We start from the raw sequence: 22,188 nt of genomic DNA on the forward strand, positions 1-22,188 counted from the left end.
ACTCAGACCGCCCTCATCAGCAGGGTCGCGGCGACCAGGACCGCTGTGCCGCCGAACATCGAGACCGCGTACGAGCGGACGAAACCGTTCTGGATCCGCCGCGTACGGCCTGACAGGCCGCCGAACGCGGCGGCGGTGCCGTTGACGGCACCGTCGACCACCTTGTTGTCGACGTAGACCAGCCCGCGGGTGAGGTACTCGCCGGGCTTGACCAGGACGGCATGGTTGATGTCGTCCTGGAGGAGGTCGCGCCGTGCCGCACGCGTCAGCAGGCTGCCGCGCGGCGCCACCGCCGGTACGGGCCTGCGCCCGTACTGGAGCCAGGCCGCTCCGACACCGATCAGCATGGTCACCACCGTCGCGCCCGTGACCGTGGCCGCCGAGAGCGGCGAGTGGCCGTGCTCGAACTGGGTTACGGGCTCCAGCCAGTGGACGAACGAGTCGCCCGCCTTGAAGAGTCCGCCGGCGAAGACCGACCCGAAGGCCAGCACGATCATCGGGACCGTCATCGACCTCGGCGACTCGTGGGGGTGCGGCTCGTTCTGCTTGCCGCGCCAGCGCTCCTCGCCGAAGAAGGTCATCAGCATCACGCGCGTCATGTAGTACGCGGTGATCGCGGCGCCCAGCAGCGTGACGGCGCCCAGGATCCAGCCCTGCGCCCCGCCCTTGGCGAAGGCGGCCTCGATGATCTGGTCCTTGGAGAAGAAGCCGGACAGGCCGGGGAAGCCGATGATGGCGAGATAGCCGAGTCCGAACGTCACGAAGGTGACCGGCATGTACTTGCGCAGTCCTCCGTAGCCGCGCATGTCGACCTCGTCGTTCATCCCGTGCATCACGCTGCCCGCGCCGAGGAAGAGGCCGGCCTTGAAGAAGCCGTGCGTGACCAGGTGCATGATGGCGAACGCGTAGCCGATGGGGCCGAGTCCCGCCGCGAGGACCATGTAGCCGATCTGCGACATCGTCGAGCCGGCCAGGGCCTTCTTGATGTCGTCCTTCGCGCAACCGACGATCGCACCGTAGAGGAGCGTGACCGCGCCGACGACGACGACCACGGTCTGTGCGTCCGGCGCCGCGTTGAAGATCGCACCGGAGCGGGTGATCAGGTACACGCCCGCGGTGACCATCGTCGCGGCGTGGATGAGGGCGGAGACCGGGGTCGGGCCCTCCATCGCGTCACCCAGCCAGGACTGGAGCGGCACCTGTGCGGACTTGCCGCACGCGGCCAGCAGCAGCATCAGCCCGACGGCCGTCAGCTTGCCCTCGGACGCCTCCGTGGCGTTGCTCAGCACGGGCGCGAAGGCGAAGCTGCCGAAGGTGGTGAACATCAGGAAGATGGCGATGGCCAGGCCCGCGTCACCGACACGGTTGACCAGGAACGCCTTCTTCGCCGCCACCGCCGCACTCGGCTTGTGCTGCCAGAACCCGATGAGCAGGTACGAGGCGAGGCCGACGCCCTCCCAGCCGACGTACAGCAGGAGGTAGTTGTCGGCGAGGACGAGCAGCAGCATCGCCGCGAGGAAGAGGTTGAGATAGCCGAAGAAGCGGCGGCGGCGCTCGTCGTGCTCCATGTAGCCGACCGAGTAGATGTGGATCAGCGAGCCCACACCGGTGATCAGCAGCACGAACGTCATCGAGAGCTGGTCGAGCTGGAAGGCGACGTCCGCCTGGAAGTTCTCCACCGGCACCCAGCTGAACAGGTGCTGGTGCATGGCGCGTTCGTCGGCGGGCTCGCCGAGCATCCCGAAGAAGAGGACCGCGCCCACGACGAACGAGGCCCCGGCGAGCGCCACGCCCAGCCAGTGCCCCGTCCGCTCCACACGCTTGCCGCCGCACAGCAGCACCGCCGCGCCCAGCAGCGGGAAGGCGACGAGCAGTCCGATCAATGACTCCACTGGTTCGTACCCCTTACAGCTTCATCAGGCTGGCGTCGTCGACCGAGGCCGAGTGCCGGGAGCGGTACAGCATCACGATGATCGCCAGACCCACCACGACCTCCGCGGCGGCGACGACCATGACGAAGAACGCCATGATCTGGCCGTCGAGGTTCCCGTGGATGCGGGAGAAGGCGACCAGCGTCAGGTTGGCCGCGTTCAGCATCAGCTCGATGCACATGAACACCACGATGGCGTTCCGCCTGATCAGCACTCCGGCGGCGCCGATGGTGAAGAGCACCGCGGCCAGATAGACGTAGTTGACGGGGCTCACTTGGCGCCCTCCTCTTCCCGTGACTCCCGCGCTTCCCGCTCCTCCGCGGCCTTGCGGGCGTCGGCGTCCCGCTCCCGGGCCGCGTCCAGGTCGGGGTCCGGGTCGGGCTCGTGCGGCTCGCCGTACATCCGGCCCGCTTCCGTCTGTCCGTGGCTGTCGGCGGTGCGCTGCTCAAGAGCGGCGACACGGTGCAGCGCCTCCGGGCCCACCTCGCGGACCTGCCCACGGCCGCGCAGTGTCGCGCTGACGGTCAAGTCGGAGGGGGTGCCGTCGGGGAGCAGCCCGGGGCGGTCGACGGCGTTGTGCCGCGCGTACACACCCGGTGCGGGCATCGGCGGAAGCTGCTTGCCCGCCTTGACCCGCTCCTCGGCCTGCTCGCGCTGCGTCTTGGTCTTCTCGATGCGCTCGCGGTGCGTCAGCAGCGTCGCGCCGACGGCCGCGACGGTGAGCAGCGCGCCCACCACCTCGAAGGCCACGACGTACTTGGTGAACAGCTCCGAGGCCAGCGCGGGGACGTTTCCGCCGGAGTTGGCGGCGGCGAGCCCGTTGAAGGATGCGACGGAGGCCTGGCCGATGCCCGAGACGAGCAGGACGCCCAGCCCGAGGCCGCATGCCACCGCGAGCCAGCGCTGGCCCTTCAGCGTCTCCTTGAGCGAGTCGGCCGTGCTGACGCCCACGAGCATCAGCACGAAGAGGAAGAGCATCATCACGGCGCCGGTGTAGACGACGACCTGCACGACGCCCAGGAAGTACGCCCCGTTGGCGAGGTAGAAGCCCGCCAGGATCACCATGGTGGCCGCCAGGCACAGCGCCGAGTGCACCGCGCGGCGCAGCAGTACGGTCCCCAGCGCGCCCACGACGGCGATGGTGCCCAGCACCCAGAAGCTGACCGCCTCACCCGTCGAGGTGGAGGTGGCGGCGAGGGTGAGGGCACCCACGGAGGACGAGGACATGCTCACCGTCCCTCCTTCGAGTCGTTGCCGGACCGGTTGCCCTCTGCCCGTACCTCGGTGCCCTGCGCGCCGGTGTCCTCCTCGGCGGCGTCCTGCGCGGAGGGGTCCACACCGTCGGCGTGGGAGGCGGGGGCGTCGGTCACCACCGGCTGCGCTGCCGGCTCGGCCGCCCCGAACGTCCCCGCGGACTCCTGCGGGTCGCCGGTGTCGGTGGAGGTCTGGATCTCGGTGCCGGGCGCGGCCTCGGTGACCAGGCCGCGGTAGTAGTCCTTCTCCGTCATGCCGGGGAAGATGGCGTGCGGGGAGTCGACCATGCCCTCTTCGAGGCCCGCGAGCAGCTCCTCCTTGGTGTAGATGAGCGACTCGCGGGAGGAGTCGGCGAGTTCGTACTCGTTCGTCATCGTCAGGGCGCGGGTCGGGCACGCCTCGACGCACAGGCCGCACAGGATGCAGCGCAGATAGTTGATCTGGTAGACGCGGCCGTAGCGCTCGCCCGGCGAGTAGCGTTCCTCGTCGGTGTTGTCCGCGCCCTCGACGTAGATGGCGTCCGCGGGGCAGGCCCACGCGCACAGCTCGCAGCCGACGCACTTCTCCAGCCCGTCGGGGTGCCGGTTGAGCTGGTGGCGGCCGTGGAAACGCGGTGCCGTCGGCTTCTTGTACTCCGGGTACTGCTCGGTCAGCCGCTTCTTGAACATGTCCTTGAAGGTCACGCCGAAGCCGGCCACGGGATTCTCAGGCACCGTCGGTCTCCTTTCCGTCTGTGTTCCCGTCCGCGTCCGCGGGCGCCGGGGTGCTCTCCTCCGCGCTCCCGCCGCCGGCCCCCACGAGGGCGCGGTCCTGGCGCGAGGGGCGGCGCGGCACCGGCGGCAGCGTCTGGCCCGGCAGCGGCGGTACGGGATAGCTGCCCGCCATCGGATCGAAGACCTCGGAGGCCGCCTTCTGCCTGGCGGCCTCTTCCTCCGCCTCCTCCTGGCGGCCCCGGAAGAAGTCGACGACGAAGGAGATCAGCAGGACCACGAGAGCGGCCCCTGCGATCCAGTAGACGATTCCAGCGAAGTCGTAGCCCTCGTTGCGCATCGCCCGCACGGTGGCGACCAGCATCAGCCAGACCAGCGAGACGGGGATGAGGACCTTCCAGCCCAGCTTCATGAACTGGTCGTAGCGCACACGCGGGAGCGTGCCGCGGATCCACACGAAGAAGAAGATCAGGGCGACGACCTTGAGGAAGAACCACAGCATCGGCCACCAGCCGTGGTTGGCGCCCTCCCAGTACGTCGAGATCGGCGCCGGGGCCCGCCAGCCGCCCAGGAAGAGGGTGGCGGCGAGAGCGGAGAGGGTGACGATGTGGACGTACTCGGCCATCATGAACAGCGCGAACTTGATCGAGCTGTACTCGGTCTGGTAGCCGGCGACCAGATCGCCCTCGGACTCCGGCATGTCGAAGGGCGCGCGGTGCGCCTCGCCCACCATCGAGATCATGTAGATCAGGAACGAGACCGGGAGCAGTGCCGCGAACCAGGTGTCCTGCTGGGCGTCGACGATCGCCGAGGTCGACATGGAGCCGGAGTAGAGGAAGACCGCGGCGAAGCTGAGGCCCATCGCGATCTCGTAGCTGATGACCTGCGCCGTGGCGCGTACGGCGCCGAGCAGCGGATAGGTCGAGTTGGACGACCAGCCCGCGAGCACCACGCCGTAGGCGCCGATGGAGGCGGTGGCGAGGATGAACAACGCCGCCACCGGAAGATCGGTGAGCTGCATCGCGGTGCGGGTGCCGAAGATGGAGACCTCGTTGCCCGGCGGACCGAACGGGATGACCGCGATCGCCAGGAACGCGGGGATGGCCGCCAGCACCGGCGCGAGCAGGTACACGACCTTGTCGGCGCCCTTGACGACGACGTCTTCCTTGAGCATCAGCTTGATGCCGTCGGCGAGCGACTGGAGCATGCCCCACGGTCCGTGCCGGTTGGGGCCGACGCGAAGCTGCATCCAGGCCACGACCTTGCGCTCCATGACGATGGAGATCAGCACGGTCACCATCAGGAAGGCGAAGCAGAAGACGGCCTTGAGCGCGATCAGCCAGAACGGGTCCTGGCCGAAGAAGGAGAGGTCCTCCTCCGCGAGTTGGGTGACGCCGTTCACCGGGTCACCTCCCCGGTGCGGGCCTGCTGAACGTGACCGAGCGCACTCACGCGCCCACCTCCTCGTGTACGACGCGACGGCGCGACGGGACGCCCGGCGCCCGCCACCGACGCCCGCGTGCGGGCCGTCGTGCCCGTCAGGGCACCACGGCCGCGCGGCGGTGAGTTGTACGTGCTCATGCGTCCGCCCCCTGCGCGGCCACGCCCGCGACCCGCACGACCTCGCCGGGGAGCGCGCCCGTGTCGGTCTGCACGCCGCGGCCGGCGGAGTTGAGGGGAACCCACACCACGCGGTCGGGCATCTGCGTGATCTGCAGCGGGAGTTGCAGGCTCCCGAGCGGCCCGGAGACGGCGACCACGTCACCGTCCGCGACGCCCGCCTCGGCGGCCGTCGCGCGCGACAGGCGGACGACTGCCGGATGCCGGGTTCCGGCCAGCGCCTCGTCGCCGTCCTGCAGGCGGCCCTGGTCCAGGAGCAGACGGTGCCCGGCGAGCACCGCTTCGCCCTTGCCGGCCTGCGGCCTGGGCGCGGAGCCGTCGCGGGCCTCCGCCGTGAAGGACGGGGCGGCCTCGCCCGCCTCCCACTGGCCGAGCCTGTCGATCTCGGAGCGGATGGTGCGTACGTCCGGCAGGCCCAGGTGCTCGTCGAGGGCGTCCGCGAGCATGTGCAGCACCCGCGCGTCCGGCTGTACGTGGCGGCGGGTCATCTGGTCGGCCTTGAGCGACGCCTCGAACGGGCGTACGCGGCCTTCCCAGTTGAGGAACGTGCCTGCCTTCTCCACGACCGCGGAGACCGGAAGGACCACGTCCGCCCGCTCGGTCACCTCGCTCGGGCGCAGTTCGAGGCTGACGAGGAAGCCGACCTCGTCCATCGCCCGCGCCGCGAGCGCCGGGTCCGGCAGGTCGGCGAGTTCGACTCCGCCGACGACGAGCGCCTGGAGCTCGCCCTTCGCGGCGGCGCCGATGATCCCGGCGGTGTCGCGGCCCTCTGCGGTGGGCAGCGCGGCCAGTCCCCAGGCCCGTGCGACCTCGTTGCGGGCACGGGGGTCGGACGCGGGACGGGCGCCCGGCAGCAGCGTCGGCAGCGCGCCCGCCTCGATGGCACCGCGCTCCCCCGCCCGGCGGGGAATCCACACCAGGCGGGCGCCGGTCGCCGCGCTCGTGCGCACGGCGGCGGTCAGCGCTCCGGGCACGGAGGCCAGCCGCTCACCGACCACGATCACCGATCCCTCGGCGCGCAGCGCGTCGGCCGCGGACTCACCGGCGGCGTCGAGTCCGACCCGGCCGGCGAGGGCGTCCAGCCACTCGATCTCCGTGCCGGGCGCGGCGGGCAGCAGCGTGCCCCCGGCCTTGTGCAGGCCGCGGGTGGTGTGCGTGGCGAGGGAGAAGGTGCGCTGACCGCGCGTACGCATGGCCTTGCGCAGCCGCAGGAAGACGCCCGGGGCCTCTTCCTCGGCCTCCAGCCCGACGAGCAGGACGGACGGAGCCTCCTCGAGCGCCCTGTTGGTGACGCCGCCCTGCTGGAGGTCGACTCCGCGGCCCGCGACGTGGGCCCCCAGGAAGGCCTCCTCCTCGGCGGAGTGCACGCGCGCCCGGAAGTCGATGTCGTTGCTGCCGAGGGCGACCCGCGCGAACTTCGCGTAGGCGTAGGCGTCCTCCACGGTCACCCGTCCGCCGGTCAGCACACCGGCACGGCCGCGCGCGGCGGACAGCCCGCGGGCCGCCGCCTCCAGCGCCTCCGGCCAGCTCGCGGGCGCCAGCTCGCCGTCCTCACCGCGCACCTGGGGCGTGGTGAGGCGGTCGGGACGCTGCGCGTAGCGGAAGCCGAAGCGTCCCTTGTCGCAGAGCCACTCCTCGTTGACCTCGGGGTCGTCGGCGGCCAGCCGGCGCATGACCTTGCCGCGCCGGTGGTCCGTACGGGTCGCGCAGCCGCCCGCACAGTGCTCGCACACGGACGGCGAGGAGACCAGGTCGAAGGGGCGCGAACGGAAGCGGTACGCCGCCGAGGTGAGCGCCCCCACGGGGCAGATCTGGATGGTGTTGCCGGAGAAGTAGGACTGGAAGGGCTCGTCCTCGCCGGTGCCGACCTGCTGCAGAGCGCCGCGCTCCAGCAGCTCGATCATCGGGTCGCCCGCGATCTGGTTGGAGAAGCGGGTGCAGCGCGCGCACAGCACGCAGCGCTCGCGGTCCAGCAGCACCTGCGTGGAGATGGGAACCGGCTTGGCGAACGTGCGCTTGGCGCCCTCGAAGCGGGAGTCGGCCGAGCCGGCCGACATCGCCTGGTTCTGCAGCGGGCACTCGCCGCCCTTGTCGCAGACCGGGCAGTCCAGCGGGTGGTTGATGAGCAGCAGCTCCATCACACCGCGCTGTGCCTTCTCCGCGACCGGGGAGGACAGCTGCGTCTTGACCACCATGCCGTCCGTGCAGGTGATGGTGCAGGACGCCATCGGCTTGCGCTGGCCCTCGACCTCGACGATGCACTGGCGGCACGCGCCGACCGGGTCGAGGAGCGGGTGGTCGCAGAAGCGGGGGATCTCGATGCCCAGCTGCTCGGCGGCACGGATGACCAGCGTCCCCTTGGGGACGGAGATCTCGGCGCCGTCGATGGTGAGGGAGACCATGTCCTCCGGCTTCTGAGGCGGCCGGCCGCCCTCGCCCCCCGAAGAGGTCTTTGCGTCTGTGGTGACTGTCACGCGTTCACCTCCGGGTGAGCTGTCGTCTGGTGGTCGGCCCAGATGGTCGACTTCGCGGGGTCGAACGGGCAGCCGCCCAGCTCGACATGCTGCTCGTACTCCTCGCGGAAGTACTGCAGCGAGGAGAAGATCGGGGACGCGGCGCCGTCGCCGAGGGCGCAGAACGACTTGCCGTTGATGTTGTCGGCGATGTCGTCGATCTTGTCGATGTCCGCCTTCGTGGCCTTTCCGGCCTCGAAGTCGCGCAGCAACTGCACCAGCCAGTACGTGCCTTCACGGCAGGGCGTGCACTTGCCGCAGGACTCGTGGGCGTAGAACTCGGTCCAGCGGGTCACGGCCCGCACGACGCAGGTCGTCTCGTCGAAGCACTGCAGCGCCTTGGTCCCCAGCATGGAGCCGGCGGCGCCGACGCCCTCGTAGTCCAGCGGCACGTCGAGGTGTTCGTCGGTGAGCAGCGGCGTCGAGGAGCCGCCCGGCGTCCAGAACTTCAGCCGGTGGCCGGGCCGCATGCCGCCGCTCATCTCCAGCAGCTGGCGCAGCGTGACGCCCAGCGGGGCCTCGTACTGGCCGGGGCCGGCGACATGGCCGCTGAGCGAGTACAGCGTGAAGCCCGGGGACTTCTCGCTGCCCATCGAACGGAACCACTCCTTGCCCCTGTTCATCAGGGCGGGAACCGAGGCGATGGACTCGACGTTGTTCACCACCGTGGGGCAGGCGTACAGACCCGCGACGGCCGGGAACGGCGGCCGCAGCCGCGGCTGTCCCCGCCGGCCCTCCAGGGAGTCCAGCAGCGCCGTCTCCTCACCGCAGATGTAGGCGCCCGCGCCCGCGTGCACGGTCACGTCCAGGGGCTTGCCCTCGCCCAGCGCGTCCGGGCCCAGGTAGCCCGCCTCGTACGCCTCGCGTACGGCGAGGTGCAGCCGCCGCAGGACGGGCACGACCTCGCCGCGCAGATAGATGAAGGCGTGCGACGAGCGGATCGCGTGGCAGGCGATCACCATGCCCTCGATCAGGGAGTGCGGGTTGGCGAAGAGCAGCGGGATGTCCTTGCAGGTGCCCGGCTCCGACTCGTCGGCGTTGACGACGAGGTAGTGCGGCTTGTCGTCGCCCTGCGGGATGAACTGCCACTTCATGCCGGTGGGGAAGCCCGCGCCGCCACGGCCGCGCAGGCCGGCGTCCTTCACGTACGCGATGACGTCGTCCGGCGGCATGGCCAGGGCCTTGGCCAGCCCCTCGTATCCGTCGTGCCGCCTGCGGTAGGTCTCCAGGGTCCATGCCTCGGGCTCGTCCCAGAACGCGGAGAGGACCGGTGTGAGCAGCTCCTCCGGTGTTTCCGTCGCCATTACTCGCTCTCCTCCCCCGGCCCCGGGTTCGACGGGCGGCCGGACGGGTTGGCCGGGTCGGACGCAGCCGTCGACTGGGGCATGTCGTGCGAACTGGGGTGGCTCTGCGGGGCTTCCTCACCCGGGAGCGGCATGGGCTGCTCGGCGGGACCGGCGGGTCCGCGCGGGTGAGCCAGCCGCTCGGGGGGTGCCTCACCCCGGGCCAGACGGAGTCCGGCGAGCGACGGGTCACCGCCGCCGCCGGTGGCCTCGACCGCACCGGGACGCTCGTCCGGGAAGCCGGCGAGGATGCGCGCGGTCTCCTTGAACGTGCACAGCGGCGCGCCGCGCGTCGGGGCGACCTCGCGTCCGGAGCGCAGGTCGTCGACGAGCTGCCGGGCGGATTCGGGTGTCTGGTTGTCGAAGAACTCCCAGTTGACCATCACCACCGGCGCGTAGTCGCAGGCCGCGTTGCACTCGATGTGCTCCAGCGTGACCTTGCCGTCCTCGGTGGTCTCGCTGTTGCCGACGCCCAGGTGCTGCTTGAGGTCGTCGAAGATGGCGTCGCCGCCCATCACGGCGCAGAGCGTGTTGGTGCACACGCCGACCTGGTAGTCGCCGGAGGGCTTGCGCCGGTACATGGAGTAGAACGTCGCCACGGCGTTCACCTCGGCCGTGGTCAGCTCCAGCATCTCGGCGCAGAAGCGCTGTCCGGTGCGGGTGACGTGCCCCTCCTCCGACTGCACGAGGTGCAGCAGGGGCAGCAGCGCGGAGCGGCTGTCGGGGTAGCGCGCGATGATCTCGCGGGCGTCCCGCTCCAGCCGTTCACGGACGTCGGAGGGGTAGTCCGGCGCAGGCATCGACGGGATGCCCAGCATCGGCGCTTCGGGGGCGCTCCCCTTGTCGGGCGCGGTGGTCATCGGTCGACGCCTCCCATCACGGGGTCGATGGACGCGACGGCGACGATCACGTCGGCGACCTGGCCGCCTTCGCACATCGCCGCCATGGCTTCGAGGTTGGTGAAGGAGGGGTCGCGGAAGTGCACGCGGTACGGGCGGGTGCCGCCGTCACTCACGGCGTGCACGCCGAGTTCACCCTTCGGGGACTCCACCGCCGCGTACGTCTGGCCGGGCGGGACGCGGAAGCCCTCGGTGACCAGCTTGAAGTGGTGGATGAGGGCTTCCATGGAGGTGCCCATGATGTTCCTGATGTGGTCCAGCGAGTTGCCGAGCCCGTCCGGTCCGAGCGCGAGCTGCGCCGGCCAGGCGATCTTCTTGTCGCCGACCATGACGGGGCCCGGCTCCAGACGGTCGATGCACTGCTCGACGATGCGCAGCGACTGGCGCATCTCCTCCAGCCGGAGCAGGAAGCGCCCGTAGGAGTCGCAGGTGTCGACGGTGGGGACCTCGAAGTCGTAGGTCTCGTAGCCGCAGTACGGGTCGGACTTGCGCAGGTCGTGCGGCAGGCCGGCGGAGCGCAGGATGGGGCCCGTCGCGCCGAGGGCCATGCAGCCCTCCAGGTCGAGGTAGCCGACGTCCTTCAGCCGCGCCTTGAAGACGGGGTTGCCGGTGCACAGCGCGTCGTACTCCGGCAGGTTCTTCTTCATCTTCTTCAGGAACTCGCGCAGCGCGTCGACCGTGCCGGGCGGGAGGTCCTGGGACAGGCCGCCGGGGCGGATGTAGGCGTGGTTCATCCGCAGACCGGTGATCAACTCGTACAGGTCCAGGACGTGTTCACGGTCGCGGAACCCGAAGATCATCACGGTGGTGGCGCCCAGCTCCATGCCGCCGGTGGCGATGGCGACCAGGTGCGAGGAGAGCCGGTTCAGCTCCATCAGCAGCACGCGGATGACGTTGGCCCGGTCCGGGACGTCGTCCTCGATGCCGAGCAGCTTCTCGACCGCCATGCAGTACGCCGTCTCGTTGTAGAACGGCGTGAGGTAGTCCATGCGCGTCACGAACGTCGTGCCCTGCGTCCACGTCCGGTACTCGAGGTTCTTCTCGATACCGGTGTGGAGGTAGCCGATGCCGCAGCGGGCCTCGGTGACCGTCTCACCGTCGATCTCCAGGATGAGCCGGAGCACTCCGTGCGTGGACGGGTGCTGGGGGCCCATGTTGACGATGATGCGCTCGTCGTCGCTCCTGGCCGCCGCCGCGGCGACCTCGTCCCAGTCGCCGCCGGTGACGTCGTAGACGGTGCCCTCGGTGGTCTCGCGGATGCCCGCGGTCGCATGGGTGGTGGATGTGCTCATCAGCTGTACGACCTCCGCTGATCGGGAGCCGGAATCTGGGCGCCCTTGTACTCGACGGGGATGCCGCCGAGGGGGTAGTCCTTGCGCTGGGGGAAGCCCTGCCAGTCGTCGGGCATCATGATCCGCGTGAGCGCGGGGTGCCCGTCGAAGATCAGCCCGAAGAAGTCGTACGTCTCGCGCTCGTGCCAGTCGTTGGTCGGGTAGACCTCGACGACCGAGGGGACGTGCGGGTCGCTGTCCGGGGCGCTGACCTCCAGCCGGATCACCCTGGTGTGGGTGATGGAGCGCAGGTGGTAGACGGCGTGCAGCTCGCGGCCCTTGTCGCCGGGGAAGTGGACGCCGCTGACACCGGTGCACACCTCGAAGCGCAGCGCGGGGTCGTCGCGCAGGGTCCGCGCCACCTGGAGCAGGTGCTCACGGGCGATGTGGAAGGTCAGCTCGCCGCGGTCGACGACGGCCTTCTCGATGGCCTCTTCCGGGACCAGCCCCTGCTCCTCGAGGGCGCCCTCGAGTTCGTCGGCGACCTCGTCGAACCACGAACCGTACGGGCGCCGGCTCGCGCCGGGCAGCCGGACCGTCCGCAGCAGGCCGCCGTAACCCGAGGTGTCACCGCCCTTGTCGGCGCCGAACATGCCGCGCCGTACGCCGATGATCTCGCCGGCGTCCTGACGGGGCGCGGGCACGGGGCCGTTCGCGTTCTCCTCACTCATCGCAGCAGCCCCTTCATCTCGATCGTCGGGAGCGCCTGGCGCGCCGCTTCCTCGGCCTCGCGGGCGGCCTGTTCACGGTTGACGCCGAGCTTCTCGCCCTGCACGTGCTGGTGCAGCTTGAGGATGGCGTCGAGGAGCATCTCGGGGCGCGGCGGGCAGCCGGGCAGGTAGATGTCGACCGGGACGATGTGGTCGACGCCCTGCACGATCGCGTAGTTGTTGAACATCCCGCCGGAGGAGGCGCACACGCCCATGGAGATGACCCACTTGGGGTTGGGCATCTGGTCGTAGACCTGCCGCAGCACCGGAGCCATCTTCTGGCTGACCCGCCCCGCCACGATCATCAGGTCGGCCTGGCGGGGTGAGCCCCGGAAGACCTCCATGCCGAAGCGGGCGAGGTCGTAGCGGCCCGCTCCGGTCGTCATCATCTCGATGGCGCAGCAGGCGAGTCCGAAGGTCGCCGGGAACATGGACGACTTGCGCACCCACCCTGCGGCCTGCTCGACGGTGGTCAGCAGGAAGCCGCTCGGCAGCTTCTCTTCGATTCCCATTGAGTACCTGCCCCTAATCCCATTCCAGGCCGCCGCGCCGCCAGTCGTAGGCGTACGCGACCCCGATGAGGGCGACGAAGACCAGCATTTGGGCGAGTCCGAACATCCCGAGTGAGTCGAAGTGGACCGCCCACGGGTAGAGAAAGACGATTTCGATGTCGAAGACGATGAAGAGCATCGCGGTCAGGTAGTACTTGACCGGGAAGCGCCCGCCGCCGGACGCCTGCGGAGTGGGCTCGATGCCGCACTCGTACGCCTCCAGCTTGGCCCGGTTGTACCGCTTGGGGCCGATGATCGATGCCATGACCACCGAGAAGATCGCGAATCCCGCCGCGATGACTCCCAGTACAAGGATTGGCGTGTAGGCGTTCACCGCTCCCCGCTCCTTCCAGTCGACCCTGGGGACCTCCCGGACCTGTGGGCCCAGGGGGACTGTCGACGCTGACTGCCGGCTGTCCGCCGGGCGTATGCTCCACCTTCATGAAGATCACTTCTATGTGAGGCAGTTCACAAGCCCTTGCGGGAGGCATCCTATGCCCGGGCCCTGTGAGCTGCGACACGGGGTCCCCCCAAGCGTTTGTGATCTCCACCACCCGCTATCGAAATGACATGTCAGGCGGCTGCTGATCTTCAATTGCGAAGTTGTGCGGCGCAGTTCCGCACCCCTTCGGAAGTGGCCGTTCGGCTCACCGGGGACGGTCTCCGCGAGCCGGAGAGTGCACCGGCAAATTCACCGCCCGGGACCTCGGCCGATATCCGACCGAGACCCGCGCGCAGCACGAACGAGACCCCGCCGAACAGCCCGGAAACCCTTTCCCCGCGAGTCCCGGCAACGGCCCGGGAACGGCCCGGCCGGCGATGTCACCGCTCGTCCTGTTCGCGAATCTCGGCACGCTCCTCCCCACCTTCACTGCTTCATTCACGGTTCGCACAGCCGTCCCTCACAGATGCGCAAATGGGATGACGGGACTTCAAACGGCCCATTCATGAACAGAGTTGGCAGCCGAAGTGTGACCTGCGCCACGCATCACCCTGGCAGCCCCTGCCAAGTTTGTGTGTTGCTCATGTGACGTGATATGCGCATTGAGCAATGGTGGTATTACGGACAACTGCGTGGTCACAGGCGCGTACTTGGACAGCGTCCGTGACCTGAGCGAGACCTTCGAAGATCGACGGGGGCTCAACCGGCCGCTCCGGCGCCCGCTGTGGCACATCGAACAATCTTTGAACGGATCATCGTGCGGCTGCTATCCATGCCTCATGTCCCGGAACGCTCACATCCCCAGACACCGCAAACCCCGCAGCAGCAACGTCAACAAGGCGCTGCGTGCGGGGGTAACGGGCGGCGTCATGGGCACGATCGCCCTCACCACGGCCATCTCCCCGGCCTCTTCGGCGGAGAAGGGGGACGACAAGTCGGAGGCGGCCGCCGAGGCGGTCGACCAGACGGCTGCGGTCTCCACCGTCAGCCACTCCGTCGCGGGCTCCTCCGCCCAGGCGGCCGACTCCCTCAAGACCGCCGCCCTGAAGTACGAGGTGAGCCAGGCCGAGGCCAAGGCCACCACCGTCGCGCAGGAGGAGGCCGAGGACGCCCGGAAGCAGGCGGCGGCAGCCGCCGAACGCAAGGCCGAGGCCGCACGCGAGAAGGCGGCCGAGACGCGCGCCTCCCGCTCCACCGAGCGCACCGCTCTCCCCTCAGCCGGCAGCGGCAACGTCGCCGGCCTCGTCAGCTTCCTCAAGGCGCAGGTGGGCAAGTCCTACGTCCTGGGCGCCAGCGGCCCCTCCGCGTACGACTGTTCGGGCCTGACCCAGGCGGCCTTCAAGCGGCTCGGCGTGGATCTCCCGCGTACCTCCGGTCCGCAGTCCACCGCCGGCACATCGGTCTCCCTCGACTCCCTGCAGGAAGGCGACCTCCTCTACTGGGGCGGCGCCGGCAGCGCTTACCACGTGGGCGTCTACGTCGGAGGCGGCAAGTTCATCGGGGCACAGAACTCCTCCACCGGCGTCGTCGAGCGTCCCCTGGACTACGACCCGCCGACGGGCGCGGTTCGCCTGCTGTGAGCCGACGGGCGTGAGCACAGGCCCGTACCCGCCCCGCTCGACACAGGACGAGGGCCCCACCCGCAAGAAGCGGGTGGGGCCCTCGTCCTGTGTGCCGTGTGTGCCGTGTGTGCCGTGTGGGCCGTGTGTGCCGTGTGGGCGCCGCGTGTGTGCTCTGTGCGCGTGTGCCGCTGTGCGGGGCCGGTGCCCGCGGTGCGTCTCCCGTACGGGCCGCGGGAGCCGGAGAGGACGCCGTGGCCCTCCTCCCGCTCCCGCCCTGCGCGTCGCCCGGGCCGGCGCCGCGCGAGCCGGGCCGGCTCGCCCGTCAGGCCCGCGCCGTCACGTCCGCGCCGTCACGCCCTCGGGGCGACCTTGCTCAGCCCGTTGATGACGCGGTCCATCGCGTCGCCGCCCGAAGGGTCGGTGAGGTTGGCCAGCATCTTCAACGCGAAGCGCATCAGCAGCGGGTGGGACAGTCCGCGCTCGGTGGCCACCTTCATCACCTTGGGGTTGCCGATGAGCTTCACGAAGGCCCTGCCCAGCGTGTAGTAGCCGCCGTAGGTCTCCTTGAGGACCTTCGGGTAGCGGCGCAGGGCGAGTTCACGCTGCGCGGGGGTGGCGCGCGCGTGCGCCTGCACGATGGTCTCGGCGGCGATGACACCCGACTCCATGGCGTAGGCGATGCCTTCGCCGTTGAACGGGTTCACCAGACCGCCCGCGTCGCCGACGAGCATCAGCCCGCGCGTGTAGTGCGGCTGCCGGTTGAAGGCCATGGGGAGGGCGGCGCCGCGGATGGGCCCGGTCATGTTCTCCGGGGTGTAGCCCCACTCCTCGGGCATGGACGCCGTCCACGCCTTGAGGATCTCGCGCCAGTCCAGTTCCTTGAAGTCGTCCGAGGTGTTGAGGACTCCCAGGCCGATGTTGCTGGTGCCGTCGCCCATGCCGAAGACCCAGCCGTAGCCCGGCAGCAGCCGGTCCTGCGGGCCGCGGCGGTCCCACAGCTCCAGCCAGGACTCCAGGTAGTCGTCGTCGTGGCGGGGCGAGGTGAAGTACGTGCGCACCGCCACGCCCATCGGACGGTCCTCGCGCCTGTGCAGGCCCATCTTCAGGGACAGCCGCGTGGAGTTGCCGTCCGCGGCGACCACGACCGGCGCGTGGAAGGTGACGGGTGTCTTCTCCTCGCCGAGCTTCGCGTGCACGCCGGTGATGCGGCCCGCACGGTCCAGGACGGGCTCACCCACGTTGCAGCGCTCGTACATCCGCGCGCCGGCCTTCTCCGCCTGGCGGGCGAGCTGCTCGTCGAAGTCGTCGCGCTTGCGCACGAGTCCGTAGTCCGGGTAGCTCGCCAGCTCCGGCCAGTCGAGCTGAAGGCGCTGGCCGCCGCCGATGATGCGCAGGCCCTTGTTCCGCAGCCAGCCCGCCTCCTCGGAGACGTCGATGCCCATCGCGACGAGCTGCTTGGTGGCGCGCGGCGTGAGGCCGTCGCCGCACACCTTCTCCCGGGGGAAGGCGGTCTTCTCCAGCAGCAGCACGTCGAGGCCGCTGCGGGCGAGGTGGTAGGCGGTGGTGGCCCCTGCGGGGCCGGCACCGACAACGATCACATCGGCGGTCCGCTCGGAGGTGACGGTCTCGGTCACAAGGACTCCCGCAAAGGCTAGGCACTGGGCAGTTGCAGTCTAGAAGGGCCGTCCGGGGTCTCCGGGCACGCCCCTGGCTCCCCGTCGGGCGGCTACGGACGTACGCCGCGGTGCAGCGCCACCACGCCGCCCGACAGGTTCCGCCAGGCCACCTTCGCCCAGCCCGCCCGCTGCAGGTGCCGTGCCAGCTCCGGCTGGTCCGGCCATTCGCGGATGGACTCGGCGAGGTAGACGTAGGCGTCGGGGCTGGAGGAGACGGCCCTGGCGACCGGCGGCAGCGCCCGCATCAGGTACTCGGTGTAGACGGTGCGGAACGGCGCCCACGTGGGATGGCTGAACTCGCAGATCACGACACGGCCGCCCGGGGCGGTCACCCGGTGCAGCTCCCGCAGCGCCGCGTCGGTGTCCTCGACGTTGCGCAGCCCGAAGGAGATCGTCACGGCGTCGAACACACCGTCGCGGAAGGGCAGCCGCAGCGCGTCGCCCGCGGTGAAGGGCAGCCACGGATGCCGCTGCTTGCCCTCCGCGAGCATGCCGAGGCTGAAGTCGCAGGGCACCGCGTACGCGCCGTCCTCCACGAACGGCAGCGACGAGGTACCCGTACCGGCCGCGAGGTCGAGCACGCGCTCGCCCGGGCGGACGTCCACGGCACGGGCCACGGCCCGCCGCCACAGCCGTGTCTGGCCGAGCGAGAGCACATCGTTGGTGAGGTCGTAGCGCGCGGCGACGTCGTCGAACATCGCGGCTACTTCGTGCGGCTTCTTGTCGAGAGATGCGCGGGTCACCCGGCCATTGTGTCGCCTCGTCCGCGCGGGCCGCGCGCGGGGGCGCGCCGGGGCGCCCCCGCGGTGCACCGGCGCCGTCCTACTTCGCGTCGATCAGGTTCAGTTCCGGGTGGGCGCTGCCGCCGTCGATCGCCGTAGAGGAGAAGTGCGAGACGACGCGGTCGTCGGAGGGGTCCTCCGCCGGGTCGTCGTGCACCACCAGGTGCTCGTACGTCGTGCTGCGCTGGGCCGGCACACGGTCCGCCGCCCGGATGAGGTCGATCAGCTCCAGCCGGTCGGAGCGGTGCTTGGCACCGGCCGAGGAGACCACGTTCTCCTCCAGCATCACCGAGCCGAGGTCGTCCGCGCCGTAGTGCAGCGAGAGCTGCCCGACCTCCTTGCCCGTGGTGAGCCAGGAGCCCTGGATGTGCGCGACGTTGTCGAGGAAGAGGCGGGCGACGGCGATGAGGCGCAGGTACTCGAAGAGGGTCGCCTGCGTCTGGCCCTTCAGATGGTTGTTCTCGGGCTGGTAGGTGTACGGGATGAAGGCGCGGAAGCCTCCCGTGCGGTCCTGCACGTCCCGGATCATCCGCAGGTGCTCGATGCGCTCGGCGTTGGTCTCACCGGTGCCCATCAGCATCGTGGAGGTGGACTCGACGCCGAGGCCGTGCGCCGTCTCCATGATCTCCAGCCAGCGCTCGCCGGACTCCTTGAGCGGGGCGATGGCCTTGCGCGCACGCGCGGGGAGCAGTTCGGCGCCCGCGCCGGCGAAGGAGTCCAGACCGGCGGCGTGGATGCGGCGGATCGCCTCCTCGGGGCCCACTCCCGAGATCCGCGCCATGTGCTCGACCTCGGACGCGCCGAGGGAGTGGATGACGAGCTGCGGGAACCGCGCCTTGATCGCCGCGAAGTGCTCCTCGTAGTACTCCACGCCGTAGTCCGGGTGGTGGCCGCCCTGGAACATGATCTGGGTGCCGCCCAGTTCCACCGTCTCGGCGCAGCGCCGCAGGATGTCGTCCAGGTCCCGCGTCCATACGTCCTCGCTCTTCGGCGAGGCGTAGAAGGCGCAGAACTTGCAGGCCGTCACGCACGAGTTGGTGTAGTTGATGTTCCGCTCGATGATGTACGTCGCGATGTGCTCCGTACCCTCGTACCGCTTGCGGCGCGCGGCGTCGGCCGCCGCGCCCAGCGCGTGGAGAGGCGCCGAACGGTAGAGGTCGAGCGCTTCCTCGGGAGTGATTCGGGCGCCCGCGGCGGCACGGTCGAGTACGGACTGACGGTCGGCGGTCTCGGGCACCGGGGCGTCCCTCCGAAGGTGGCTGCTGAAGTGTTCCCTGACCCGGCCAGCGTACGCCAGCGCTTCAGTCCGCCTTCCGGAGCGTGCCCTTGCTCCCGTCCGAGCCGCCGCCGCTGGAGGAGTAGGAGAGCGTGCCGTCCTCGCGGAGTGTCAGCTCCACACGCTCGCCGTCGGCGCAGACGGGCAGGCCCTCGGGTGCGACGGAGGTCAGCTTCAGCGTCCGCGGGGCGGCGGAGTCGAGGGTGTAGTCGCCCTCGCAGGAGACGCCGGACAGCCTGGACCCGCCGTGGCCGACGTTCTCCCCGGTCTCGCCCTGCTCGAAGGTGATGCGCATCGTGCCGGCGGGAGTGCCGCTCCTCAGGGTCAGTTCCCCCTTCCAGGTGCCGAGGAAGGCGCTGGGCACATCGCCGCCCGCAGGGGTGCCGGGAGTCCCGCTGCCCTCCCCGGTGGGCTCTCCGCCGGGACTGCCGCCCGTCTCTTCGCCGGAGGGCGAGGGCTCGGCGCTGGGGGTCGCACCGGGACGCGCGGTGTCGTTGCCCGCACCGCCACCCGGGGAGCCGGGGAGGAATAAGTACGAACCGAGCAGGGCGATCGCGACGACGCAGGCGGCGGTCAGGACGAGGGTGCAGCTGACCTGCCGCTTGCCGCGCTCCGCGCGGGCGGTGAGGGCGAGGCCGGGGCGGCCTCCGCGGGGGTCTCCGGTGCCGCCGGTGTTTCCGGTTCGGGGGGCGCTCACCGCAGCGTTCGCGTTCCCGGAGTTCGCCCCGCTCCCGTCGTTCCCGGCGCTCTCCCCGCTCCCGGCACCGGCCCCCGGGCCCGGGCCGTCCCCGCCCGGTCCTGCGGCACGGTCCCCGCCCTCGTCCCCGTCCCCGCCCGCGTACGACGGGTCCGGCGGCCCGAACTCCCCGAGCGGCTCCCCGGCCCCCCGCGGCCCGTAGGACGGCGTCGTGAACGGCACCGGCCCGGACACCGGCCCGTCGGGCCCGCTGCCGCTCTCCCCGGGTTCCAGGTCGAGCAGTTCGACGGCCCGCCGGCTGACCTGCTCCACGATGGGGCCCGGCAGCCAGCCCTCGGTGACCGCCTCCCCCAGGCGCTCCACGAGCTGTGCGGGCACTGGGCGCTCACCGGCGTCCTTGGCCATGCAGGCGGCGACCACGTCGCGCAACCCCTCGTCGAGCCCGTCCAGTTCCGGCTCCTCGTGCACGACCTTGTAGAGCAGCGCCGCGGAACTGTCCCCGGGGAAGGGCGCCTCGCCCCTCGCCGCGTACGCCAGGACAGCGCCGAGCGAGAAGACGTCCGAGGGGAGGCCCACGCCCTTCCCCAGCACCTGCTCCGGCGACATGTAGCCCGGTGAGCCGATCGAGACACCGGTGGAGGTGAGGGAGGCGGTGCCGTCGGTGGCCCGTGCGATCCCGAAGTCGATCAGCCGGGGACCGTCCGGCGTGAGCATCACGTTGGACGGCTTGACGTCCCGGTGCACCAGTCCGAGCCCGTGCACATGGCCCAGGGCCCTTGCCAGCCCGGCCCCGAGCACCCGTACCGAGGCCGCCGGGAGCGGGCCGTGCTCGGTGACGGCCTGCTGCAGGGAGGGGCCCGCGACATAGCCGGTGGCCACCCAGGGCGTACGGGCGTCGGGGTCGGCGTCCAGCACGGGCGCGGTCCAGCCGGCGCCGTTCCCGTGCGGCAGGGGCACGGTACCCACACGCCTGGCGGCCGCCACCTCGCGGCGGAAGCGCTCGCGGAACTGCTCGTCGAAGGAGAAGTGCGGGTGGACGACCTTGACCGCGACCGTACGGCCGCTCGCCGAGCGGGCGAGATAGACACGGCCCATGCCTCCGACGCCGAGGCGGCGCAGAAGCCGGTAGGGCCCGATCGTGCGCGGATCGTCGGGTTCGAGCGGCTGCATCCCCGTGTCCCCCCACCTGTGGACTGCCGTGACCAGCTTAGGCGTTGCGCCTGCCGGGTGGTGGGGTGCGAGTCAGCCGGCCGGCGCCGGACGGCAGGGTCGTCCGGTCCCGTTCAGCCGGTCCCGTTCAGCCGGTTCCGTTCAGCAGCTCGACCCGTACGTCCGCGGGGTAGTCGCCCGTACCGGCGGTGCGGCGTACGAACTCCGCGACCCCCCGGAGCTGCTGCGTACCGAGACGGAAGTCGAGCGTCGTGAAGTACCGCTCCAGCACCGGCGGTTCGAAGACCTCCCAGCGCGCCGCGTGCTCGGCGACCTTGGCGACCTCGTCCAGCGCCAGGTCGCGCGAGGCGAGGAAGGCACGGTGCACGTCCCGTACGGTCCCGGGGCAGCGCTCCAGATAGTCGCGCCGGGCCGCCCAGACCGCCATGACGAAGGGCAGTCCGGTCCACTCCTTCCACAGCAGGCCGAGGTCGTGGACCTCGAGGCCGGGGTCCGGAAGATCGCGGAGATAGGCCCGCAGGCCCGCGTCGCCGATGACCACGGCGGCGTCGGCCTCGCCCATCATCCGCTCGAGGTCGGGCTCGCACGTGAAGTACTCGGGAGTGACGCCGAAGCGCTCGGAGAGCAGCAGCCGCGCGAGCCGCACGGACGTGCGCGAGGTGGAGCCCAGGGCGACCCTGGCGCCGTCGAGCCGGTCCAGGGGCAGGCGCGAGACGATCTCGCACGACATCACAGGCCCGTCGCAGCCGACCGCGATATCCGGCAGCGCGACGAGTTCGTCGGCATTCCGGAGGAATTCCACCAGGGTGACGGGACCGATATCGAGATCTCCGTTCACCAGCTGGTCGCTCAGCTTTTCCGGGGTGTCCCGCGTGAGCTCCAGATCGAGCAGGGAGCCGGTGTGGACAAGACCCCAGTAGAGCGGCAGGCAGTTGAGGAACTGGATGTGCCCGACGCGGGGGCGGGATCTCGGAAGCCTCGCAAACTCAGTCACACCTCGGAGCGTACGCCGCGTGTCCCCCGGACCCGCCGCCGCCCGGGCCGTCGGTGACCCGCGGAAGATCAAGGCAGCGCACGACCGAGATCGACTGTCCTTCCCCGTCACGCGGGCACCGTGCTAGGCTCGCCGCAAGTTGCAGTTTGGTTTCCCTTGCAGTACAGAGCCTGCGGAGCATGTGACCGCGGGCTCTCGTCGTTTCAGAGACTTCTTAGCGGGGTTCTGGGAGCAGGGCGACCCTTATAGGCCCAAGGAGGGCTTATGGCTACCGGTACCGTCAAGTGGTTCAACGCTGAAAAGGGCTTTGGCTTCATCGCCCAGGACGGCGGCGGTCCCGATGTCTTCGTCCACTACTCCGCGATCAACGCGACTGGCTTCCGCTCCCTGGAGGAGAACCAGCTCGTGAGCTTCGACGTGACCCAGGGCCCGAAGGGCCCGCAGGCGGAGAACGTCACGCCTCAGTGACCTGAGTTGCACCACCCAAGGAGCCCCCGCCGGGACACCCGGCGGGGGCTCCTGCCATTGACCGCTCCTGCCAGTCGCCCGCTCGTGCGTTGCGGCGGCATTCCGCGGCAGCGGGCTCCCCTGCGGTTCCCGGAGCACGTGCGCGTACGGACGGCACGGGCCGCGCCGCCCCGCGGTGAGGGTTCGTCACGAATTAATCGGTATACGCGGAGAGTCACGCACGGCAATTTGTCATGAGCCGCTAAGTCACGCCCTCCGA

General features: G+C 70.5%; 19 protein-coding genes. 2 read left to right on the forward strand and 17 right to left on the reverse strand.

Annotation, left to right across the window (positions count from 1 at the left end; all coding sequences use genetic code 11):
* Window positions 1–2: 2 nt before the first annotated feature.
* The 12 genes from nuoL to H343_RS0121795 form a co-directional block, all read right to left on the reverse strand.
* Complete coding sequence (nuoL, locus tag H343_RS0121740; RefSeq protein WP_028432871.1) at window positions 3–1,892, reverse strand: NADH-quinone oxidoreductase subunit L; 1,890 nt, start codon at window positions 1,890–1,892, stop codon at window positions 3–5.
* A gap of 13 nt (window positions 1,893–1,905) precedes the next feature.
* Window positions 1,906–2,205 (reverse strand): NADH-quinone oxidoreductase subunit NuoK, encoded by a 300-nt coding sequence (gene nuoK / locus H343_RS0121745; protein WP_028432872.1) that lies wholly within the window; start codon window positions 2,203–2,205, stop codon window positions 1,906–1,908.
* Complete coding sequence (locus H343_RS32055; RefSeq protein WP_078506004.1) at window positions 2,202–3,158, reverse strand: NADH-quinone oxidoreductase subunit J; 957 nt, start codon at window positions 3,156–3,158, stop codon at window positions 2,202–2,204. Before H343_RS32055 ends, nuoK begins: the two co-directional genes overlap by 4 nt.
* 2 nt (window positions 3,159–3,160) lie before the next feature.
* Window positions 3,161–3,853: an NADH-quinone oxidoreductase subunit NuoI gene (gene nuoI / locus H343_RS32060; protein ID WP_486587008.1), complete on the reverse strand. Its 693-nt coding sequence runs from the start codon at window positions 3,851–3,853 to the stop codon at window positions 3,161–3,163.
* A 37-nt stretch (window positions 3,854–3,890) separates the two neighbouring features.
* Complete coding sequence (gene nuoH / locus H343_RS0121760; protein WP_028432873.1) at window positions 3,891–5,297, reverse strand: NADH-quinone oxidoreductase subunit NuoH; 1,407 nt, start codon at window positions 5,295–5,297, stop codon at window positions 3,891–3,893.
* 175 nt (window positions 5,298–5,472) lie between these two features.
* Window positions 5,473–7,989, reverse strand: a complete 2,517-nt coding sequence (locus tag H343_RS0121765) for an NADH-quinone oxidoreductase subunit G (RefSeq protein ID WP_028432874.1) — start codon at window positions 7,987–7,989, stop codon at window positions 5,473–5,475.
* Window positions 7,986–9,332 carry an NADH-quinone oxidoreductase subunit NuoF gene (gene nuoF / locus H343_RS0121770; protein ID WP_028432875.1) on the reverse strand — a complete coding sequence of 449 codons (1,347 nt, stop codon included), beginning with the start codon at window positions 9,330–9,332 and terminating at the stop codon, window positions 7,986–7,988. Before nuoF ends, H343_RS0121765 begins: the two co-directional genes overlap by 4 nt.
* A complete protein-coding gene (gene nuoE, locus H343_RS32065; protein ID WP_051265713.1) occupies window positions 9,332–10,231 on the reverse strand; it encodes an NADH-quinone oxidoreductase subunit NuoE in 900 nt (299 codons plus the stop codon). The genes nuoF and nuoE overlap by 1 nt, the downstream gene beginning before the upstream one ends.
* Complete coding sequence (locus tag H343_RS0121780) at window positions 10,228–11,562, reverse strand: NADH-quinone oxidoreductase subunit D (protein WP_028432876.1); 1,335 nt, start codon at window positions 11,560–11,562, stop codon at window positions 10,228–10,230. The genes nuoE and H343_RS0121780 overlap by 4 nt, the downstream gene beginning before the upstream one ends.
* Window positions 11,562–12,272: an NADH-quinone oxidoreductase subunit C gene (locus H343_RS0121785; RefSeq protein ID WP_028432877.1), complete on the reverse strand. Its 711-nt coding sequence runs from the start codon at window positions 12,270–12,272 to the stop codon at window positions 11,562–11,564. Before H343_RS0121785 ends, H343_RS0121780 begins: the two co-directional genes overlap by 1 nt.
* The gene (locus H343_RS0121790) at window positions 12,269–12,823 is read right to left on the reverse strand and encodes a NuoB/complex I 20 kDa subunit family protein (RefSeq protein ID WP_028432878.1); all 555 of its coding nucleotides are present in this window, start codon (window positions 12,821–12,823) and stop codon (window positions 12,269–12,271) included. Before H343_RS0121790 ends, H343_RS0121785 begins: the two co-directional genes overlap by 4 nt.
* A 13-nt stretch (window positions 12,824–12,836) precedes the next feature.
* Window positions 12,837–13,196: an NADH-quinone oxidoreductase subunit A gene (locus tag H343_RS0121795; protein ID WP_028432879.1), complete on the reverse strand. Its 360-nt coding sequence runs from the start codon at window positions 13,194–13,196 to the stop codon at window positions 12,837–12,839.
* An 887-nt stretch (window positions 13,197–14,083) separates the two neighbouring features.
* Here H343_RS0121795 and H343_RS0121800 point away from each other — a divergent pair.
* Window positions 14,084–14,884: a C40 family peptidase gene (locus tag H343_RS0121800; protein ID WP_028432880.1), complete on the forward strand. Its 801-nt coding sequence runs from the start codon at window positions 14,084–14,086 to the stop codon at window positions 14,882–14,884.
* A 332-nt stretch (window positions 14,885–15,216) separates the two neighbouring features.
* Here H343_RS0121800 and H343_RS0121805 read toward each other — a convergent pair whose 3' ends face one another.
* The 5 genes from H343_RS0121805 to H343_RS0121825 all read right to left on the reverse strand — a co-directional run bounded on the left by H343_RS0121805 (window position 15,217) and on the right by H343_RS0121825 (window position 21,461).
* Window positions 15,217–16,500, reverse strand: a complete 1,284-nt coding sequence (locus tag H343_RS0121805; RefSeq protein ID WP_028432881.1) for a geranylgeranyl reductase family protein — start codon at window positions 16,498–16,500, stop codon at window positions 15,217–15,219.
* Between the two features lie 92 nt (window positions 16,501–16,592).
* Window positions 16,593–17,285: a demethylmenaquinone methyltransferase gene (locus H343_RS0121810; RefSeq protein WP_028432882.1), complete on the reverse strand. Its 693-nt coding sequence runs from the start codon at window positions 17,283–17,285 to the stop codon at window positions 16,593–16,595.
* A gap of 79 nt (window positions 17,286–17,364) precedes the next feature.
* On the reverse strand, window positions 17,365–18,561 hold the full coding sequence (gene mqnC, locus H343_RS0121815; protein ID WP_028432883.1) for a cyclic dehypoxanthinyl futalosine synthase: 1,197 nt from the start codon (window positions 18,559–18,561) through the stop codon (window positions 17,365–17,367).
* Window positions 18,562–18,625: 64 nt separating this feature from the next.
* The gene (locus H343_RS0121820; RefSeq protein ID WP_028432884.1) at window positions 18,626–20,467 is read right to left on the reverse strand and encodes a serine/threonine-protein kinase; all 1,842 of its coding nucleotides are present in this window, start codon (window positions 20,465–20,467) and stop codon (window positions 18,626–18,628) included.
* 127 nt (window positions 20,468–20,594) lie between these two features.
* A complete protein-coding gene (locus tag H343_RS0121825) occupies window positions 20,595–21,461 on the reverse strand; it encodes a menaquinone biosynthesis protein (protein ID WP_028432885.1) in 867 nt (288 codons plus the stop codon).
* Window positions 21,462–21,725: 264 nt separating this feature from the next.
* Here H343_RS0121825 and H343_RS0121830 point away from each other — a divergent pair, with 264 nt between their 5' ends.
* On the forward strand, window positions 21,726–21,929 hold the full coding sequence (locus H343_RS0121830) for a cold-shock protein (protein WP_028432886.1): 204 nt from the start codon (window positions 21,726–21,728) through the stop codon (window positions 21,927–21,929).
* The last annotated feature ends 259 nt before the right edge of the window (window positions 21,930–22,188 follow it).

It is taken from the genome of Streptomyces sp. TAA204 (genome assembly GCF_000424965.1).

What these genes read in the sequence shown, in the direction of transcription:
- nuoE (WP_051265713.1), bottom strand. Translation starts at nt 10,231, where the DNA reads ATGACCACCGCGCCCGACAAGGGGAGCGCCCCCGAAGCGCCGATGCTG.
- H343_RS0121790 (WP_028432878.1), bottom strand. Translation starts at nt 12,823, where the DNA reads ATGGGAATCGAAGAGAAGCTGCCGAGCGGCTTCCTGCTGACCACCGTC.
- nuoF (WP_028432875.1), bottom strand. Translation starts at nt 9,332, where the DNA reads ATGGCGACGGAAACACCGGAGGAGCTGCTCACACCGGTCCTCTCCGCG.
- nuoI (WP_486587008.1), bottom strand. Translation starts at nt 3,853, where the DNA reads ATGTTCAAGAAGCGGCTGACCGAGCAGTACCCGGAGTACAAGAAGCCG.
- H343_RS0121830 (WP_028432886.1), top strand. Translation starts at nt 21,726, where the DNA reads ATGGCTACCGGTACCGTCAAGTGGTTCAACGCTGAAAAGGGCTTTGGC.
- H343_RS32055 (WP_078506004.1), bottom strand. Translation starts at nt 3,158, where the DNA reads ATGTCCTCGTCCTCCGTGGGTGCCCTCACCCTCGCCGCCACCTCCACC.
- H343_RS0121780 (WP_028432876.1), bottom strand. Translation starts at nt 11,562, where the DNA reads ATGAGCACATCCACCACCCATGCGACCGCGGGCATCCGCGAGACCACC.
- H343_RS0121785 (WP_028432877.1), bottom strand. Translation starts at nt 12,272, where the DNA reads ATGAGTGAGGAGAACGCGAACGGCCCCGTGCCCGCGCCCCGTCAGGAC.
- H343_RS0121820 (WP_028432884.1), bottom strand. Translation starts at nt 20,467, where the DNA reads ATGCAGCCGCTCGAACCCGACGATCCGCGCACGATCGGGCCCTACCGG.
- H343_RS0121800 (WP_028432880.1), top strand. Translation starts at nt 14,084, where the DNA reads ATGTCCCGGAACGCTCACATCCCCAGACACCGCAAACCCCGCAGCAGC.